At 60.0% G+C, this 17,958-nt stretch carries 15 protein-coding genes and 1 tRNA gene; 4 read left to right on the top strand and 12 right to left on the bottom strand.

Going from position 1 to position 17,958, the window contains the following annotated elements:
- Nucleotides 1–60: 60 nt before the first annotated feature.
- On the top strand, nt 61–816 hold the full coding sequence (locus EK416_RS02165; RefSeq protein WP_127075836.1) for a phosphodiester glycosidase family protein: 756 nt from the start codon (nt 61–63) through the stop codon (nt 814–816).
- A 287-nt stretch (nt 817–1,103) separates the two neighbouring features.
- Here the strand turns inward: EK416_RS02165 and EK416_RS02160 are convergent, their stop codons facing one another.
- From EK416_RS02160 to EK416_RS02145, 4 genes are all read right to left on the bottom strand, one after another.
- Nucleotides 1,104–1,568 carry a PTS sugar transporter subunit IIA gene (locus EK416_RS02160; RefSeq protein WP_127075834.1) on the bottom strand — a complete coding sequence of 155 codons (465 nt, stop codon included), beginning with the start codon at nt 1,566–1,568 and terminating at the stop codon, nt 1,104–1,106.
- A 49-nt stretch (nt 1,569–1,617) separates the two neighbouring features.
- The gene (hpf, locus tag EK416_RS02155; protein WP_127075832.1) at nt 1,618–2,217 is read right to left on the bottom strand and encodes a ribosome hibernation-promoting factor, HPF/YfiA family; all 600 of its coding nucleotides are present in this window, start codon (nt 2,215–2,217) and stop codon (nt 1,618–1,620) included.
- Nucleotides 2,218–2,423: 206 nt separating this feature from the next.
- Complete coding sequence (infC, locus tag EK416_RS02150) at nt 2,424–2,945, bottom strand: translation initiation factor IF-3 (RefSeq protein WP_127076335.1); 522 nt, start codon at nt 2,943–2,945, stop codon at nt 2,424–2,426.
- 170 nt (nt 2,946–3,115) lie between these two features.
- A complete protein-coding gene (locus EK416_RS02145) occupies nt 3,116–4,363 on the bottom strand; it encodes a glycosyltransferase family 4 protein (protein ID WP_245433912.1) in 1,248 nt (415 codons plus the stop codon).
- Nucleotides 4,364–4,458: 95 nt separating this feature from the next.
- Between EK416_RS02145 and EK416_RS02140 the strand changes: the two genes are divergently transcribed.
- The gene (locus tag EK416_RS02140) at nt 4,459–5,235 is read left to right on the top strand and encodes an alpha/beta hydrolase (protein ID WP_127075828.1); all 777 of its coding nucleotides are present in this window, start codon (nt 4,459–4,461) and stop codon (nt 5,233–5,235) included.
- Nucleotides 5,236–5,242: 7 nt separating this feature from the next.
- On the opposite strand, the gene EK416_RS02135 is transcribed toward EK416_RS02140, so the two are convergent.
- Genes EK416_RS02135 through EK416_RS02120 form a run of 4 tightly spaced genes read right to left on the bottom strand, consistent with a single transcriptional unit; the run spans nt 5,243 to nt 8,949 of the window.
- The gene (locus EK416_RS02135) at nt 5,243–6,106 is read right to left on the bottom strand and encodes an SDR family oxidoreductase (RefSeq protein ID WP_127075826.1); all 864 of its coding nucleotides are present in this window, start codon (nt 6,104–6,106) and stop codon (nt 5,243–5,245) included.
- Nucleotides 6,103–7,260: a tRNA epoxyqueuosine(34) reductase QueG gene (gene queG, locus EK416_RS02130; protein ID WP_127075824.1), complete on the bottom strand. Its 1,158-nt coding sequence runs from the start codon at nt 7,258–7,260 to the stop codon at nt 6,103–6,105. Before queG ends, EK416_RS02135 begins: the two co-directional genes overlap by 4 nt.
- Entirely contained in the window at nt 7,241–7,933 is a 693-nt protein-coding gene (locus EK416_RS02125; protein WP_127075822.1) for a glutathione S-transferase family protein, read from the bottom strand. Before EK416_RS02125 ends, queG begins: the two co-directional genes overlap by 20 nt.
- 32 nt (nt 7,934–7,965) lie before the next feature.
- A complete protein-coding gene (locus EK416_RS02120) occupies nt 7,966–8,949 on the bottom strand; it encodes a complex I NDUFA9 subunit family protein (protein ID WP_127075820.1) in 984 nt (327 codons plus the stop codon).
- A 154-nt stretch (nt 8,950–9,103) separates the two neighbouring features.
- Between EK416_RS02120 and EK416_RS02115 the strand changes: the two genes are divergently transcribed.
- Both EK416_RS02115 and EK416_RS02110 read left to right on the top strand, forming a co-directional pair.
- Nucleotides 9,104–9,188: transfer RNA gene (locus tag EK416_RS02115), tRNA-Leu, on the top strand.
- A gap of 88 nt (nt 9,189–9,276) precedes the next feature.
- The gene (locus EK416_RS02110) at nt 9,277–10,923 is read left to right on the top strand and encodes a site-specific integrase (RefSeq protein WP_127075818.1); all 1,647 of its coding nucleotides are present in this window, start codon (nt 9,277–9,279) and stop codon (nt 10,921–10,923) included.
- Nucleotides 10,924–11,047: 124 nt separating this feature from the next.
- Here EK416_RS02110 and EK416_RS02105 read toward each other — a convergent pair whose 3' ends face one another.
- From EK416_RS02105 to EK416_RS02090, 4 genes are read right to left on the bottom strand one after another with little or no spacing between them, the layout of a single operon-like run.
- On the bottom strand, nt 11,048–12,238 hold the full coding sequence (locus EK416_RS02105; protein WP_127075816.1) for a GIY-YIG nuclease family protein: 1,191 nt from the start codon (nt 12,236–12,238) through the stop codon (nt 11,048–11,050).
- Nucleotides 12,231–14,291, bottom strand: coding sequence for a DEAD/DEAH box helicase (locus EK416_RS02100; RefSeq protein WP_127075814.1), 2,061 nt, complete (start codon nt 14,289–14,291; stop codon nt 12,231–12,233). Before EK416_RS02100 ends, EK416_RS02105 begins: the two co-directional genes overlap by 8 nt.
- The gene (locus tag EK416_RS02095; protein ID WP_127075812.1) at nt 14,288–15,121 is read right to left on the bottom strand and encodes a hypothetical protein; all 834 of its coding nucleotides are present in this window, start codon (nt 15,119–15,121) and stop codon (nt 14,288–14,290) included. The genes EK416_RS02100 and EK416_RS02095 overlap by 4 nt, the downstream gene beginning before the upstream one ends.
- Nucleotides 15,118–17,937 carry a class I SAM-dependent DNA methyltransferase gene (locus EK416_RS02090; RefSeq protein WP_127075810.1) on the bottom strand — a complete coding sequence of 940 codons (2,820 nt, stop codon included), beginning with the start codon at nt 17,935–17,937 and terminating at the stop codon, nt 15,118–15,120. The genes EK416_RS02095 and EK416_RS02090 overlap by 4 nt, the downstream gene beginning before the upstream one ends.
- Nucleotides 17,938–17,958 lie beyond the last annotated feature (21 nt).

Here is a 17,958-nt window from a genome sequence, read left to right as displayed (position 1 = left end):
AATCGACCCGAAGCCCCGTAAGCTCCGCATCGAATCAATTTTCGCTTTCTGGTGAACAGAGTGAGAAAGATCCTGATCCGCGCCACTGCTTTCCTTGCGATGGCCGCGTTCTGTGGCCCGAGTGACGCAGCCGCGCAACCCTGCAAGCCCTACGCGTTCGAGGGCAACGGCTATACGCTGTGCGAGGCCTCGCTCGACCGCTTCGCGATCAGGCTTTTCTGGCAGAAGCCGGACGGCACCCCGTACACCTATCTGAGCGCCGTGCCGAAGACGGACGAGCGCGGCGGACGGCTCGCGTTTGCACTGAACGGCGGCATGTTCCACCCGGACTACAAGCCCGTGGGGCTGCATGTGGAAAACGGCCGCGAACTCGTGCGCGCCAACACGCGGCCGGGCCCCGGCAATTTTCACCTCAGGCCGAACGGCGTCTTTTATGTCGGGGAGGCGGAAGCGGGTGTGATGGAGACAGGCGCCTTTCTCAAGAAGAAGCCGAAGGCGAGCTACGCGACGCAATCGGGACCGATGCTGGTGATAGACGGCCAGTTGCATCCGCGCATCGCCAAGGCCAACGTCTCGGCGAAGCCGCGTGACGGCGTCTGCGTTCGCGGCGACAAGACCGTCGTCTTCGCGATCTCGGACGGCGGCGTGCCGTTCGATACGTTCATGCGGTTGTTTCGCGACGGCCTGAAATGCAGGAATGCGCTGTTTCTCGACGGAGGCACCGCGCCCGCCCTGTTCGTGCCGGGCGCCCGCAGCGGCAATGTGCTGTTCGGGCTGGGACCGATGATCGCGGTTTATGAAAAGGAGCGGCGCTAGAAGCCCTTCCGGTCTGATCGGATCGCAATCAGACCGGAAAACGGTCACTTCCTGAAAGGTCAGGAGGCCGAACCTGATCGGATTCGGCTCAAGATCAGCCAGCCAAAATGTTTGACGCAGAGTAGCTGATCGATAACCGCGACATACCTCGTAGTGCCGTGCCCGATTTGCGGCATGACACTGCCGTCGGGTTGAGCGCGTTGCTTCGGACTCAAAAAAATAACGGCCGAAAAGCGCGGCCGCAGGAGACTTTTTAATCGAAAAGACCGGGAGGCGCTGACGGACGCCTAGGCGGCGTGAGAGGCCGCCTTCTCGGTGAGCACCGCATAGATCGCAGCGCGGTCGCGGCACGCGCGCAGTTTCTCGACGGATTTCTGATCGCGCAGCAGGCGCGACACGCGCGCGAGCGCCTTGAGGTGATCCGCGCCCGCGCTTTCCGGCGCGAGCAGCAGCATGATGATGTCGACGGGTTCTTCGTCGATCGATTCGAAGTCCAGCGGCTCTTCAAGGCGTGCGAAAACGCCGACACTTGCCTTGATGTTGGTGAGCTTCCCGTGCGGGATCGCGATGCCGGAGCCGACCCCGGTCGACCCCAGCCGTTCGCGCTGGATGAGGGTGTTGAAGATCTCGACGCTGTTCAGCCCTGTCAGATCGGCCGCGCGGTCGGACAGGATTTTGAGCGCCTGCTTCTTGTTTGCGGCCTTAAGAGAGGGAATCACCCCGTAGGGCGTTATCAGGTCGCTCAAATCCATATCGTCTCCCACGCGTAATCCTCCATATGCTGCCCGCATCAAAGCACCATTACGATTTCGCGCTTGTGACAACGCCGCCGGTGTCGATCCATCCGATATTGCCGTCAGCACGCCGATACACGACGTTGATCCCGCCATGCGCAGCGTTGCGAAAAACGAGGAAAGATCTGTCGGAAAGATCCAGCTGCATGACCGCGTCGCTGACCGACAAAGCCCTGACCTGCACCGGGTTTTCTGCGATTACCGCCGGAGCGCCCTCGCCATCGTGCGCGTCATCGGCATGCTCATCGCGCTCCACATCGATAACGTAGTCGACACCCGCGCTCTCGAACTGCTGCGCGGCCGCGTCGCCCTTGCCATGGTCATTAATCCGGCGCTTGTAACGGCGCAACCGTTTTTCCAGGCGCTCCAAAGCGGAATCCACACTGGCGTATCCATCAACACCCGTGCCTGTCGACTGGAGGTCGAGGCCGCTTTCGAGATGAATCGCGCAATGCGAGAAGAAACCATCGGTGTTTTTCTCGACGCTGATTTGCCCCGAGACGGTGCGACCTGAGTATTTATCAAGCGCAGACTCGACCCGATTGAGAGCGTATTCGCGGAGACTTTCTCCGAGATCGATATTTTTGCCGGTTACTTTGATTGTCATTTCAGTATTTTTGTGTTGCACCGTTCTGGATTTAGCCGCCGCTCACCCGCCCATCATAATATAGGATCGGGCGAATATTGGGCAACAGGTAATAAAGTTATTTCAACACGAGGAGAACATGCGCGCGTTTGCGCAAAGAATCAACCGGGTTGACAGACCCGGCATCCGCGCCGCGCGGCGCATTCTCAGCCGTGCTGCATCTGGCGTTATCGCGGTGCGAGCACCATGATCATCTGACGCCCCTCGAGGCGCGGCTCCAGCTCAACCTTGGCGATGGCTGTCGTTTCCTCTTTTACCTGCTGCAGAAGCTGCATGCCGATGTCCTGGTGAGCCATCTCGCGGCCTCGAAAACGAAGAGTGACCTTGACCTTGTCGCCTTCTTCGAAGAACTTCTTGATCGACCGCATCTTCACGTTGTAGTCGTTCGTGTCGATGTTCGGACGAAGCTTGATTTCCTTGACCTCGACTGTTTTCTGTTTCTTGCGCGCTTCTGCCGCTTTCTTCTGCGCCTGAAACTTGTACTTGCCGAAATCCATGATCTTTGTGACGGGAATTTCCCCGTTCACTGCGATCTCAACGAGGTCAAGACCGGCTTCCTGGGCTTTCGCAAGCGCGTCGCGCTTCGAAACTGTTCCGTGATTTTCGCCAGCTTCGTCGATCAATTGGACATCGCGAGCAATGATGGCTTCGTTAATGCGCGGCCCTTCTTTAACGGGGGCGCCTCTCATGGGACGGCGTATCGGACTCTCCTGTCGTTGTTTATGGAAGCAGCAATTCGGCCGTGCTCGACCCGAGCACGCGCCCATAAAATGAGGATAAAAATCCGCCTAGACAAGTCAAGCGCCATATTGATGCATAAGAATTTGGCGCCGCGTTTTAAGGACATCGCGCGGCGGACTCAGCGTGAAACGGCATTGGCGAAATTCACCGCAAGCTGCGTTCCGATGAGGCGATCGTAAACCGCAAGCGTCTGATGCTGAAGGGCACGTTTTGAAAACGACGTGCGCGCACGATCCATGGCATGCTGGCGGAACGCATCGAGCGCGGCCGGCTCAAGCGCAAGGGCGGCTGAAAGGGAATCGCATAAAGCTTGGGGATTACCCGGCTCGAAAAGCCACGGTCTCTGCCCGGCCGGGGGCACCGCCTCGTTAAACGGGCCTGCTCCCGCGCTTGCGAGAATGCCCGGTTCCGGCGCGATCGTCTCGGGAAGCGCGCCGATGTTCGACGCAATCACAGGGCAACCCATCGCCTGCGACTCGATCGAGACGCGGCCAAACGCTTCGGCCTCGACCGACGCAACGACCGTCAGCCACGAAGCCTTGAAGGCTGCGGGCATGTCGTCGCAATGGCCCGCGATGATCACGCGGTCGGCAAGGCCGCGCGCTTCAACAAGGGCGGCCAGTTCCTCGCGGTACGGCGTACGGCCCTGATCGTCGCCGACGAGCACGAAAACCAGGTCGCCAGCGCGCGCGCTCAGGAGCGCGGCGGCCTCGACCAGCACGCGCTGACCTTTCCAGCGGGTCAGGCGCGCGGGCATGAGAACGATGCGTTTGCCGGACGGCACGCCCCACGCCTCGCGAAGGGCGCGGACACGCTCGGTCGATACGAGCGCCGGGTCGAACCGCTCGACATCGAGCCCGCGATAGATCACGCCGACGCGGTTCGTCGCCTTCGGGTGACGCTCGCGAACCACCCGCGCTGTGTATTCGGAATTGCAGATCACGGCGTCGCCTCTGGCCATGACGCCGTTATAGAACGCCTTGACACGGCCTTTCTGGTTATAGATGCCGTGATAGGTGGTTACGAAGGTGCGCTTCAGACGCCGCGACGCGATCCATGCGCTCCAGGCGGGAGCGCGGCTTCTGGCATGCACGAGACTGACGCCGCGCTCGCGGATGACCCGCGCAATCCGCATCGCGTTGGCGAGCACGAGCGCCGGGTTCTTCGTCGCCGCCGACATGCGGATGAGTTCGCCGCCAACGGCAGCAAGCTCGTCTTCGAGGCGCCCGCCCTCGGATATCACGAGGGCCTTGCCGCCGCCGAGCGTCACGGCTTCGGCGATCTCGATAGCCGTCCGCTCCGCGCCGCCCGTGGAAAGCTCGGGGACAACCTGAAGAATGAGTGGCCAAGGGCTTCGTTTGAGCATCATCGCCCCCAAATTTCACAACTGTACGGCGAGGGGTCGCGACAAAGGGCGAACGGACCTCACTGTTCTGCTCGGTCTCATGGGAGAAGCATAAGATGAACAGCGAAAAACTGCAATTGCTCCCCGTTCCGGCAGCGGACGGCAGTACTAGCTCTATCGCGTGGCAATTTCGGAAAGCTGAAGAAAATAGGACGACATTCGTCTGGTTCTCGGGTTTCAGATCGCAGATGGACGGCGAGAAGGCGACGGCGCTGGACGCGTGGGCTGCCGCGAATGGCGCGGGATGCCTGCGTTTCGATTATTCAGGCCATGGCCGTTCCGGCGGAGCCTTCGAAGACGGCACGATCAGCCGCTGGCTCGGCGAGGCGAACGCGATTCTCGGGGCGGCGGCGATTTCCGCTCCCTCGGTGTATGTCGGTTCGAGCATGGGCGGCTGGATCTCGCTCCTGCTTGCTCGACGGCTGGCTGACGAAAACCGCGCTCCGCCCGCCGCGCTGGTGCTGATCGCGCCCGCCTGGAACATGACGCGCCTGATGCTCGACCGCTTCCCGGCGGAAGCGAAGGCCGCGCTCGCCCGCGACGGCGTTTTCCTTCGCCCCTCCGCTTACGGCGCGGAGCCTTATCCGATCACGAAGACCCTCGTCGATGACGGCGAACGCCATCTGTTCGGCGAAACAATCCCGGTCCGCACTCCCGTGCGCATCATCCACGGGCAGCAGGACGCGGACGTGCCGTGGCGGCATTCGCTGGATTTGATCGAGCGCCTTGCCGCGCCCGATGTCCGCCTGACGCTCGTCAAGGACGCCGGGCATCGTCTGTCGCGCCAGCAGGATCTCGCGCTCTTGTTCGCGACGCTTGCCGAATTTCTGTAACCGCGCGTCAATTCTCCCTTGCGAGCGCGCGCAGGCCTTCGCGATAGGTGGGGTAGCGCAACAGCACGCCAAGCTCGCGCTTGATCTTGGCGTTGTGCACGCGCTTGTTGCCTTCGTAGAAGCTGCGCGCCATCGGCGACAGTTCGGCTTCCTCGTAGGGAATGAGCGGCGGCTTCGGCACGCCGATCAGATCGGCCGCATAGGCCAGAACGTCCGGGTTCGGGGCCGGTTCGTCGTCCGTCACGTTGAAGATATGGACACCGCCGAGCCGGTCGCGGCGAATCGCGGCGATGACGGTCTGCGCGATATCATCGACGTGGATGCGGTTGAACACCTGCCCCGCCTTGTGAATCCAGCGCGCCTCGCCCGACCTGATGCGGTCGATCGGGCTGCGGCCGGGGCCGTAGATGCCCGCCAGCCGGAAGATGTCGAGCGCGATGCCCTTCTCTTTCGCGAGCGCCGTCCATTCGATCTCAACCTCGGCGCGCGCCGACCGCCGTCCAACGGTGGCGGTCACGGGCGTTTCTTCATCGACCCACCCGCCGCCATGGTCGCCGTAAACGCCGATCGTGGACAGATAGCCGATCCAGTGAAGCTCCGGCGCCTCCAGCAGCGCGTCGCGGTAGGCGAGGAGCGCAGGATCGCCCTCGGCTTCCGGCGGCACCGATACGAGGCAGTGGGAGGCCGTTTGAAGCGCGGCCTCCACGGCTTCGGCGTCGCTGAACAGGATCGGCGTGATCCCGTCTCGCGCGACATTTTCCAGCTTCTCGCGCGAACGCACCGTGCCCGTCACCGGCCATCCGCCCTCGGCGAGATGCGCGGCGGTCGCAAGCGCGGAATATCCAAGTCCGAAAACGAAAAGGCTGCTCATGGCATCCGCTCCCATTCCTCGCGCACGGTGGCGTCTTTTTCTTCTGAACTATATCTTTCTTTCAGTTTCGATTTAAGCTCAAGCCCGCCTAATCGTGACACCGCCCAGACTGCCATGCCCCGCACGAGCGGCGAGTCGTCGCAGATGAGCCGCAACGCGTCGTCGAGAAGCGCCGGATCGCCTGAGTTGCCCGCCGCGACGAGCGCGTTCCTCACAAATCGGTCGCGCTTGATGCGCTTGACAGGCGAGCCCGCGAAGCGCGCGCGAAAGGCGGCGTCGTCGAGGCGCAGAAGCTCGTGAAGTGGTGGATTGTCGGCCGCCTCGCGCGCATGGAAGCGAACCTCGCTCGCTTCCTGCGCGAACTTGTTCCACGGGCACGCCGCGAGGCACTCGTCGCAGCCATAGATGCGATTGCCGATGGCTTCACGAAATTCGGGCCCGATCTGCCCCTTGTGCTCGATGGTGAGGTACGAGATGCAGCGGCGCGCGTCGATGCGATGCGGCTCGGGAAAGGCCCTTGTGGGGCACGCGTCGAGGCAGGCGCGGCAGGTGCCGCAGCGGTCGCGCTCGGGCGTGTCCGGCGCAAGTCTGGCTGTGGTGAAGATCGCACCGAGGAAGAACCACGAACCGAGATCGCGCGAGACGAGATTCGTGTGCTTGCCCTGCCAGCCGAGGCCCGCCGCCTGCGCGAGCGGCTTTTCCATCACCGGCGCGGTGTCGACGAAGACCTTTACATCTTCGCCCGCCATAGCGGCGAAATCCCGCGCTACCGCCTTGAGCTTCGCCTTGATGATATCGTGATAATCGGCGCCCTTCGCGTAGACGGAGACGGCCCCTCGCGAAGCATCCGCGCGCGCGGTGCGCGGATCGGCGTCCGGGCCATAATTCAGCGTGACGAGGATCACGGAGCGCACCTCCGGCCACAGCACACGCGGATCGGCGCGCTTGTCCGCGTTCGCTTCGAGCCAACCCATGTCCCCATGAAAGCCGGCCGCGAGAAAACCCATAAGCCCCTCGCCCGCCCCGCCAATGGCCGCCGGGTCCGCGATGCCGACCGTGTCGAACCCTTCAGCCAGCACGCGCGCCTTCACGACGCCGGAAAGATTATCTCCGGCCGCCGCCGTTCGCACGGGCTCAGAAGTCAAGATCCGCATAAGTCTCCGGAGGGCTGAAGCCCGGTATGCGATCGGCGAGGATGGATCTGAACGATGGCCGCGATTTCAGGCGCTGATACCATGCCTTCGCCTCGGGAAACTCCGTCCAGGGCACTTCGGACAGATAATCCATCACCGAAAGCTGCGCCGCCGCCGCCACATCGGCGAAGCTGATATGATCGCCGCCGAGCCATTTCCGCTGATCGCTCAAAAAGCTGACATAGGAGAGATGATAGCGCAAATTCGAGCGGCAAGCGCGGATAGCCGGAAGATCCGGCGCGAGTCGCCCGCGCGCCATAGGCTTGAAGAGCTTTTCGTCGAGCAGGGTCTGGCTCACCTCGCCGTCGAATTTTGTGAGAAACCAGTCCGCCACACGCCGCGCCTCGGCCCGCTCGGCGGGCAGTCCGGGCCAGATCTGCGCCCGTGCCGCCGCGCCTGTCTCGCGCGGGGTCGTCTCCGCGAGGTATTCGATGACCGGATACACCCCGCATATCGCCCTCGCGTCGAGCATGAGAACGGGCAGCGTGCCGGCAGGGTTGATATTCAGGAAGTCGCGCCCGAGCGCCCAGGGCTTCACCTCCGACAGATCCGCCTCCACGCCGCACTCGAACAGTGCCACCCGCGTCGCGCGGGAGGCTGGGCAGAGCGGAAAATGCAGCAGCGTCGTCGGCATCGGCCTTGTTGCTCGCTAGGCGGCGCGCGGAGCTAAAACGCCGCGGCGCGGCCGGTGGAGAACTCGCCCCTCGGCCGGTAGCGACTGAGATAGGGCGGCACGATCACCTCGATGCTTTTCGGCTCCGTGACGCCTAGTCCCTCAAGCGTGCGCTGATCGCGGACTGCCTCGGCGCTGACGACATTGTCGTGCTGCAAGAGGCGCACCTGATCGAGCGTTATCGGCGCGCCCGGAAGCGCCTGAACGAAAAACGCCTGTAACTTCGCCGCCCAGAACGGCACCGGCAGCAGGACGCGGGGCCGCTGCGTCCACTCGCAGACTTTCTTGAGAATTTCGCGGAAACTGTAGACGCTCGGCCCGCCAAGCTCGTAGACGGCGCCCTCGGTCGCTCGTCCCTCCACCGCCGCCGTCACGGCGCGCGCGACATCGCCGACATAGACCGGCTGGAAGCGCGTGTTGCCGCCGATGAGCGGCAGCACCGGCGACAGGACCGCCAGCCTCGCGAAGCGATTGAAGAACTCGTCCTCCGGCCCGAAAACCAGCGACGGACGCAGAATCACCGTTTGCGGGAACGCGGCGAGAGCGCGTGCCTCGCCCTCCCCTTTCGTGCGCGCATAGGCCGAGCGCGAAAGCCGGTCGGCACCGATGGCCGAGATATGGACGAAACGCTTTACGCCCGCCGCTCGCGCCGCCTTCGCGATGGTTTCCGGCGCATCCGCATGCACCGCCTTGAAACGCTGTCGCCCGGACGGTGCGAGGATGCCGACGAGATTGACAACGGCGTCGGCGCCTCTGACCGCCTCCGCGACGGATTTCTCGTCGCGGACATTGGCGCTTACAATCGCGATCTGGCCGACCGAGCCGAGCGGCTGGAGATACAGCGCCAGCTCGGGACGGCGCACCGCAACCTTGATGCGGAACCCGGCCTTGGCCAACGCCTGCACCACATATCGGCCCAGGAACCCGGAGCCGCCGAAAACGGTGATCACGGTCGAATTTCCATTTGCATATGCCATGCGAAACCCTGTGGAGATCGAAGCGCGCGTGAGGGAAAGGGAATTAAGCATAACGCATATCGCGGCTTCGCCCGAATGAAAAGCTGCGATGGTCAAAAGAGCGTTCCGACGCGATTGACAAAGGGCGCAACGCCATCTACGTACTACCCCCACAGCCCAGATGGCGGAATTGGTAGACGCACTAGTTTCAGGTACTAGCGCTGCAAGGCGTGGAGGTTCGAGTCCTCTTCTGGGCACCATCATGACTTCAAGTCCTTAAAAACACTCAAGGAATTGGCATCGTTAAGGTTCTGGTCGCCCCACTGTGACACACGGGTGTGACACACGATGCTATTTGTGAACCGTCCGATGCAGCGAGTCGGCTCTTCTCTCATCCAGTTCCGCAAGCGCGTTCCCGACGACGTTCTGAAGGTCGCCAAGGGAAAACTTGTCACGATATCGCTTCCACCCGAAGACACAGACGGCGATCCTATCCTCGTGAATGTCACGATTGGCCCCGACATCCGATTCTCCCTGCGCACACGCGATCCAGCTCTCGCGAAGATCAGGAATGCAGCCGCCACGGAACAGTTGGGCCGCGCATTCAACGCATTCCTGCGGGGCGCGCAGCCACTCACCAAGAAACAACGCATCGCGCTCTCGGGGCTCCTATACAAAGCTTTCGCGGACAATCTCGAAGACGACCCCGGCGACCCCGAAATCTGGAAACGCGTGCAGGAGGCCAACGAATACGCGCTGAAGGGAAAACTACTGACGATCGATACCTTCCCCGGTGAGGGGCGTTTGCGGTTGCTTGATGAGCGTTTCGGCGCCCTCGTGGATGCCATACTGCGACGTGAAGGGATCGTTACCGATGTCTTGAGCCGGAGGTTTCTCCTTGAGGAGGCCGGGCACGCAATCAACGAGGCGGCGAGAAAGCTTCAAAGGAACGCAGAAGGCGACTATTCGCCGGACCCCGTAGCTGCCAGATTTCCGGCATGGGAAGGAGCTCAACCACAAAGAGCCGCGCCACTGTCCTCCTCTTCGCGTCCATCGTCCCTTACATTCGAAAAATTACTGTCAGTGTGGGAGCGTGAGGGCGACAAGTCTCCAAGTACGAAACAGGCCTTTCGATCCGTCGTGAAAGCATTCTCGAGCCATTTGGGCCATGCTGAACCGGCGCGCGTAACCAAGGACGATGTGAGAGCTTGGCGCGACACCCTTCTCGAGAAAGGGCTATCTGCGAAGACGATCAACGGGACTTATCTTGCACACATTCAGGCTCTTTATCGCCTCGCCAAGAGGGAGGACTTGATCGACTTCGACCCCGTCGATGGCACAAAGGTGCGCATGAAGAAGAAGGCGGGGACTGCAATGAAGCCCTACAGCGATGAGGAAGTCTCGCAAATCCTGGCTTTCGCGGACAAGGAGACCGCTTCAGCGTTGCACTGGGTTCCTTGGATTCTCGCTCTGACCGGCGCCCGTGTCGGCGAAATCGCCCAACTTTGGGGCGAGCACATCAAGCAGATCGACGGCGTTGCCGTATTGACTCTCACGCTTACCGAAGATGGCGGGACCGTGAAGACAGCAGCGTCTGAACGCGATGTTCCGATCCATCCAGCGCTCATCGAACGCGGCTTTTTGGACTTTGTAAAATCGCGTGGCAGCGGGCCGCTTTTCTACGGCGGAAAGCTCGGAAGAGCCCGTCCGAGGAAAAACGAAACGGCAGCTCATGCCTCGAAGGGGACTGCCAATCGTGTCCGTGAGTGGATCAGGGGCAAAGGCTTCAACGATCCTCGAAAGGCGCCTAACCACGCTTTTAGACACTGGTTCAAGTCAGCTTGCGTGAAGGCCGGCATCCTCGAGAGCGTTGCAGACGCCATCCAGGGCCATGTCGGAAAGCGCGGAGAAGCAGACACCTACCGGCATTTCGATCTGGCCACGCTGCGGGAGGCAATATTGAAGATCAAGGTGCCACGACAGCCCGCCAGCTAATTAGGTGATAGGGCCCAACAACAAATCGTCCTGAGCATCCAAGTTACGACAGTGATTGTGGCCTCGTTGATGAGATTCGAAAATCCATCTATACATAATATAGATTGACACATACAGCGAACAATTACATACCCTCTACCAGGGATGCTGCTTTGGGATCATAAATATAATTGAAAATCGATCCATCTCTTATCTTTTCGACTGCCTCGTCGATAACGAAGAGCGGAACGAGAAACCATTCTCGGGGGATCACCGGCTGTCCGAAGCGATCCTTGATCTCGATTTCGAGACGGGCTGGGCCGAATATGCGATGAATCAGGTGCTCAAGCCTCGCCCGGTTGATGTTGAACAGCTCATAGGTGGCGACGACTTCCACATCAGCCATGAGAAAGGTCGGTTGAAGGCGCGCTCCTGCTATACGCTGCTCGACGGCCATGTTGGTAACACCGATCTTGTGCACGAGCTCACGATTTGCGCTAACCATGGGATGATCGGACTTGCTCCGCAGAACGTAAATTGTGCCGCTCGCTTCGTCACCTTCCGACCGCATGCTGGAAAACAGCGGCCCGGCGACAGGATCGGTAATCCGGCGGCCAGCCTCGTCCTTGTTCAGCGCGCGCTGAAGCGATCGCATGAGCATGTTGCTCTGTGTGCCATTGTCGAAAATAACGCGCAATCGAGCATCTGTGCGCCCTTGGGCATTTGTAAAAACTTCGCCCGATTCGGCCACATATGCTTTCAGCCCCCCGACGATAAACCATGTCCCAGGGCGAATTTCCGCTTTCAGCTCGAAAGGGCGGAGCTGCCGTTCACCATTTTCGATTTGGCGCTGCACCTCCTCGAATAGCGGTTTGAAGCGGTTGAAATCCTCGCATTGTTCTCGATTCGCGATTTCTTCAGCCGCACGCTTTTCTTCAGCCGAGCGAACGTGGCGGAGTTCCGTGAGGCCGCCCGTCTCGCTCTGCACTCCAAGCTGAGCCAGTAGTTCGTCATCGTCGAGTTCGTCGGGGACGCTGACGGGAGTAGGCGACTCACCTGCTAGAAGACCTTGATGGTCGAGGGGCTCTATGACGACGCGGCAATCGGCCTTCGCGCGGATTTGATCGAGGCGGACAGCATAAAGGCGCTCAAAAATATCACGATCCTCGCCGTGCTGTGGCGCGCGGCCATGCTGTTCAACGAAGCGCTGGATTTCCTCGAAGCCAGCGATGATGCGCTCTTCGCGAGGTGTCCGGCTCGACGCTTTGCTCCCTTCAGCCTCGGCGCCAAGCGCGGTTAGAATCGCGTCGTCTTCGTCGGTAAAATCTTTAGCCACGCGCCGCCTCGGCTTTCATGCGCTGAAGAAAGGCGACGCCTTCGGCCATCCGTTTTTCCCAAGCATCTGGCGACGTGATCGAAGGCAGACGACCGCGCTCCTGTTTGAACTGCAAGGCCCGCTTGGCGAGCATCCGAGCTTCCTCGACAGTAAGGCTCACACGTTTGCCTGCGATAACGGCTTCGACCTGCTTCAGGCTCTCCTCACTCATCGTCTTCGCCAGGATTGCATAGGCTCCGCTGAATGGGTTGATGCGATCGATCAGATCAATATCAAGCTCTCGAACATCCATGGCATATCTCCGCACACTGTCCACGAAGGCGGTGTTGGGAGCGCTCTCGCCTTCGCCGTTTCCGCGAGTGGTGGCTTCCTTGGCCTTTTGTGTGAGGTTCAGTGCGGCTATCGCATGCTGGCGGACAGCCTCCTGATCTTCGGCGTCGAGACCGGGATACTTGTCCTTGATGATCTTGCCCATTCGCGCGACGGTCAGTTCCTCGGGCATCAGTTCCTTGTCGAAAAGCCCGCGTTCGAGCGATCGCTTATCCTGCACGAAAGCCGCGACGACCTCGTTTAAGTCCTGCTGGCAGATGCGTTGCGCTTCTTCGCTCTTCGGCTCAACGAGCCCCTTGATTTCGATTTCGAATTGCCCGCTTTCCTCATTGAAGCCAACATTGCACTTGTTCGCGTCGTAACCGCCTTCGCCGTAGTCAAAGCCGGGCGTCGGGCCACTCTGCGGGTTCTTCGGCCTGAACTCAAAGCGAGGCGCTAGCACTTGCTCCATGAGAAGGCTCGCCGCGATGGCTTTTAGTGTGTCGTTGACGGCCTCGGTTACGGCTTCATCGGACGCATCGACCGCAGCGATCAGGTTGGAAAAGCGGGCGCGATACTTTCCCGGTGCATCGCGTGTCGCGCGGCCGATGATTTGCACGATTTCGGTGAGGCTCGACCGATAGCCGACCGTCAACGCATGCTCGCACCAAATCCAGTCGAAGCCTTCCTTGGCCATGCCGAGAGCGATGATGATGTCGACATGATCGCGGTTGTTCTTGTGCGCTGGGTCTTTAAGCGCAGCGGAAACCCTGTCACGCTTGGCCGGATCATCGTCGACCAGGTCCGCTATGCGCAGGATGCGGCCCTCCTTAGTCTTGACGAGTTGGAAGCCAGTCGCAGCGTCTGTTCCCTGCCATTCTCCCAACTCCTCGATGATGTGCTCGACTTCCCTGATCTTGTCCTTCGTGCTCTCGCGCGAGTTGACGTTCGGGATATGCACAATCGTCTTCTCGGCTGGATCGAGCACCTTCAGGATGTCGTCGGTGTAGGAGCCGGAATAGAAGAAATAGCCGATGTCGAGCTGCTTCAGATACTCGTAGCCGTTGAGCTGCTCATAATAGGTGTAGGTGACGGTGTCGAACTTCTCCTCGTCCTGTGGCGACAGCACGGCTTCCGCGTCACCCCGGAAATAGGAGCCGGTCATCGCCACGATATGCACGCGATCGCGGGCAATGAAGTCGCCAAGGTGCAAGCCGAGCTTGTTGTCGGGGTTGGCGGAGACGTGGTGAAACTCGTCAACGGCGATCAGCCGATCGTCAAACGCCTCCACGCCAAACTTGTCGACGGCGAAGCGGAATGTTGCGTGGGTGCACACCAGCACCTTGTCATCGCCCTCAAGGAAGGCCCCAACCGAATTCACCTTGCCGCCATTATCCCCGCCGGGCGCGTTGCAAAGGTTGCATTTCGGAGCAACCGTCCAGTCCGACCAGAAGCCGAACTTGGATAAAGGCTCGTCGTTGAAGCTCGCGCCGATCGACCGTTCCGGCACCACGATGATCGCCTGTTTAAGCCCCTGATTGGCGAGCTTGTCGAGTGCGATGAACATCAGCGCGCGGCTCTTGCCTGATGCAGGCGGCGACTTAATCAGGAGATACTGTTCGCCGCGCTTCTCGTAGGCACGCTCCTGCATCGGTCGCATGCCAAGCTCATTGGCCTTGGTCGAACTACCGTTGCGAGCGTAGCGGACAGAGACTGAGGGGACTGATTGGACACCCGAATTCATTTTCTTTCCCCCGCAACGCTGGCAAGCGCCGCCTTAAGCACCTGAAAGCATACTTTCGCCGTATGCTCATCAGGCGTGAAGCCGGATACCATTTGTTCGTATGGATGGATGTAATTGCGAAAATCTCGAAGTCCGTGACTGAATTTCTTCACGTCCGGTTTCAGCAACCCAGCCTCGCAAGCGACATCTATGAACTGCGCAAGGCTCCATTCAGGAAAACGCTTCACGCTGCCGTCCACGGCCTTTGGACTGGCCGAAGCCCGGTTGAAGCGCGCAGGCTCCTTCTGTGCCGCCCCGAGAAGGACGGCTTCTAATACGCTACCGCAAAGGAAGATGGTCGAGAGGTATGCGCCCGCTCCCATCGCCGCGCGCGCTTCTTTTAAGCGGCTTTCGATGATGGGCACAACCATTGCCTCAATCGGCAACTTTTGGATGTTGGGAATCGAAAATTCGCTATGCAGAAAATCGTCGACAGTCTGCGTTGGCTTTGAGGCCGCAGGTACACCGCACAGCCGAGCGATAATCCCGCGTGCCTTTTCGAGAACAGACACCTCCGCGTCACGGTTATTCAGAGTGCAATCAGCCTCATAAGCGTCCAACAGCTCGTCTAGCACTTTTCCGACGATTGCATCCGGCTCTTGCTCCCAGAACGCCCGAATTTTCTTGGCCTTGGAGGTTCCGTAGGTCTGATACTTCTGGCCGTGAATGTTGATCTTGTGGCGACTGAAGAACTCACTAAAGGTCGCATCAGTGTAATCCAGAACGTAGCCGCTCTGCATTCCGAGCAACTTTTCGAAATAGCGTTTTTCGATGTCGGTGAGGCTACTCATGGTGCACCCACCTTTCTTTTCTTTGCCGTACCAAGTGAGGAGGTCATTTTTGTATACATCTCGAACAGCTTTTCCAGCCGCTCGGTGTCGTTGCGGAAGCGGCGGCCGATATAGATGCGCTCAAGCACCTCGTCGTTGCGCTCATGCGCCTCGCGCAGGTTCGCGGGCATGTTTTCGGGATCGTAAAGATCGGCGATGGTGGCGGGGAAATGCGCCTCGCGCGCCAGAAGGATGTCTTCGGCGCAGCGGGTAAGGTCGGCTTTGTTCTTTTCAGTGAGTGTTGGGACCGGGAAGGTGTTCCAGCCGAGGGTGTTTGAGTAAGAGAAACGCATCTCCAAGCGCACACAAACCGTGCCAATCCAAACCCAATGCAGGCGTGAGGCGATCAACGCCATGTTCCAGAGGGGCGCGTCGTAGAGGGCGTAGCATTTGTTTGAGATTATGGTTCCGGGAGGAAGCAACCCGCATGGCAGATAATCGCGGTTCTCTGAACTGATTGCAGCGACGGCGATAACGGCCTCGTCGCCCTTCTGTCTGACTTCGCCAAAACGGTAGGGTGTTACAGCAAGTGCATTGGTCGTTGCGCGACCCGATCCGCTTCGTTGCGCACAAACACCTTCAAACCGCTCTTTCAGCCAAGCATTTCCACTGGCGGCCTCATATTCGTTGTCAGCCACCCAAATGCATCGTCGCTCGATCCCTCGGACGAACTCCTGTGAGCCGATAAAGGGGCGAACGTATTTTGGGGGGACGGCATGATTCTTGATAGCGGTTGCCGCTTCGTCAGCATCGAGCAACAAATGCCCGCCATCGTTAGGCATGTTGCCGAAACTCATGTCACTTAGGCCGTTGATCGGCCGTGAAAGCGGACCAACGATGACATTCGGACCTGGCACCAAATAGGCGTTGATGTTCTCAACATCTTTGACGGTCGTCCCGTTATCGCCGGTATCGGAGAACAGGAGCCGCGTTCGGCCAGTGTGATTGGAAATGCCAACGATGACAACGGTAACACCGGCGCTGTGGCTGGCGAGATTGGCCCATTTGAACGAGGTATGGGCAAAGGCAATCTCATGCCCAGTCTCGAAAATAAGAGACCATAGAGTTTCGACCTGTCGGCCCTGGCAGATGGAATTGGTGGACACGAAAGATGCGACAGCGTTGGTTTTAGTTCCGTAGTCCGCCGCCTTCATGAACCAGCCAGCCACATAATCGAGAGACTTCCAGTTGGTTGTGCGTCCCTCGAAAATGGCTTTCAGATCGGACTTCTGCTCATTCGTCTGCCATTGGCTCCCTCGATAAGGCGGGTTTCCACAAATGTACGTCTCCCCGCCCTCGTTCTCGAAGTCGATCTGCGACTGATCGAGCGGCGTGTGCAAAAGATCGTCCGCGTGAAATTTCACGCCTGTTCCCGTAGGCGGACAAATGCTTAGCCAGTCGAGCCGGAGAGCATTTTCACGGACAATCCAGTTCTCAGTGTCGAGCGGCAGGAAATCCTGCAACGCTTCCTTCTGACCGCGATAGAGCACGTCGCACTGATATTCGGCGATAACGAGCGCGAGCCGCGCGATCTCGGCGGGGAAGTCTCTGATCTCGATGCCGCGAAAGTTGGTGAGAGGGATCACCGTCTTCTCGCCGGGAAAATTCACCGTGTCGAGTAACGCCTCGTCCGTCGCCGCGCCGCCCTGAAGCGCCACCACGATACGGCGTTCGATCTCGCGCAACTGCTTGTAGGCGATGACGAGGAAGTTGCCGGAGCCGCAAGCCGGATCGAACACGCGGATACGCGCGAGGCGGTTTCGCAAATTCTGGAGCTTGCGTTTGTTCGTTCCGGCCTCGGCAAGCTTCTCGCGCAGATCGTCGAGGAAGAGCGGGTTGAGCACCTTCAGGATGTTCGGAACGCTCGTGTAGTGCATGCCGAGCGCGCCGCGTTCCTCGTCCTCCGCGACGGCCTGGATCATCGAGCCGAAGATGTCCGGGTTGATTTTCGTCCAGTCGAGATGGCCGATATGGATCAGGTAGGAGCGCGCGATCTTGCTGAAGCGCGGCACATCGGTGCTTCCGGAAAACAACCCGCCATTCACATAAGGGAAGACATCGGCCCACGGGCGGAGATTAGCCGCGCCGCGATCCTGCATCTTTGTGTTCATCGCGCGGAAGACTTCACCGATCACGAAATGCGTGTCGGAGCCGTCGCGCGCGCACATCTGCTCGATGGTGGCGGTGAAGAGGCCCGAGCCGTTGAAGATGTCGGTGTCTTCGGCGAAGAAGCAGAAGATGAGCCGCGCCATGAAGTGGTTCATGTCGTGGCGGCGATCGGCGCTTCCCCAGTCGGGATTGATTTTCAGAAGCTCGACGTAAAGGTTGTTCAGGCGGTTGGTGGCGCGGATGTCGAAGGCGTTGTCGCGGATTTGCTTGACGGTGGTGATGCCCGCCAGTTCGAGGAAGAAGCCGAAATGGTTCGGGAAGTCGGCATAGGCGCAAGCGACGGTTTCGCCTGAAACCAAATCCTCCGCTTCGAAGGTATCGCCGTCTGTTGCGAGCACGAACTTCGCCTTGGCCTTCGCCGTAGCAGGGCTCGCCTTGAGCGCGGCGAGCGTCTTCGTAACTTCGCCCGGCGCAGCCACAGCGATGTGAATGTTGTTTGTCTGGAGCACGCCCCCTAGGTCGGACTTGTTCGTCTCCCCCTTGCGGAGCCGCTTGAGCGTAGTTTCCTTGTTACCGAAGGCTTGCAGGAAGGCGAACGGAAACTCTGCCGGGTCGAACGGCTGGTCGGCGAGCGCGGAAATAGCCTGTTCAATCTCGACAGCGTTCATGGACCTGCCCTGCAATACGAC

Origin of the sequence: Rhodomicrobium lacus, assembly GCF_003992725.1 — a bacterium.
Classification (GTDB): Bacteria; Pseudomonadota; Alphaproteobacteria; order Rhizobiales; family Rhodomicrobiaceae; genus Rhodomicrobium; species Rhodomicrobium lacus.
The sequence above is the reverse complement of the archived record's forward strand: the minus strand, read 5'-3'. Positions and strand labels throughout refer to the sequence as shown.

Excerpts from the sequence above, each read along its gene's own strand:
- EK416_RS02160 (WP_127075834.1), bottom strand. The coding sequence starts at position 1,568 with ATGGATTTGAGCGACCTGATAACGCCCTACGGGGTGATTCCCTCTCTT.
- hpf (WP_127075832.1), bottom strand. The coding sequence starts at position 2,217 with ATGACAATCAAAGTAACCGGCAAAAATATCGATCTCGGAGAAAGTCTC.
- infC (WP_127076335.1), bottom strand. The coding sequence starts at position 2,945 with ATGAGAGGCGCCCCCGTTAAAGAAGGGCCGCGCATTAACGAAGCCATC.
- EK416_RS02145 (WP_245433912.1), bottom strand. The coding sequence starts at position 4,363 with ATGCTCAAACGAAGCCCTTGGCCACTCATTCTTCAGGTTGTCCCCGAG.
- EK416_RS02140 (WP_127075828.1), top strand. The coding sequence starts at position 4,459 with ATGAACAGCGAAAAACTGCAATTGCTCCCCGTTCCGGCAGCGGACGGC.
- EK416_RS02135 (WP_127075826.1), bottom strand. The coding sequence starts at position 6,106 with ATGAGCAGCCTTTTCGTTTTCGGACTTGGATATTCCGCGCTTGCGACC.
- queG (WP_127075824.1), bottom strand. The coding sequence starts at position 7,260 with ATGCGGATCTTGACTTCTGAGCCCGTGCGAACGGCGGCGGCCGGAGAT.
- EK416_RS02125 (WP_127075822.1), bottom strand. The coding sequence starts at position 7,933 with ATGCCGACGACGCTGCTGCATTTTCCGCTCTGCCCAGCCTCCCGCGCG.
- EK416_RS02120 (WP_127075820.1), bottom strand. The coding sequence starts at position 8,949 with ATGGCATATGCAAATGGAAATTCGACCGTGATCACCGTTTTCGGCGGC.
- EK416_RS02110 (WP_127075818.1), top strand. The coding sequence starts at position 9,277 with ATGCTATTTGTGAACCGTCCGATGCAGCGAGTCGGCTCTTCTCTCATC.
- EK416_RS02100 (WP_127075814.1), bottom strand. The coding sequence starts at position 14,291 with ATGAATTCGGGTGTCCAATCAGTCCCCTCAGTCTCTGTCCGCTACGCT.
- EK416_RS02095 (WP_127075812.1), bottom strand. The coding sequence starts at position 15,121 with ATGAGTAGCCTCACCGACATCGAAAAACGCTATTTCGAAAAGTTGCTC.
- EK416_RS02090 (WP_127075810.1), bottom strand. The coding sequence starts at position 17,937 with ATGAACGCTGTCGAGATTGAACAGGCTATTTCCGCGCTCGCCGACCAG.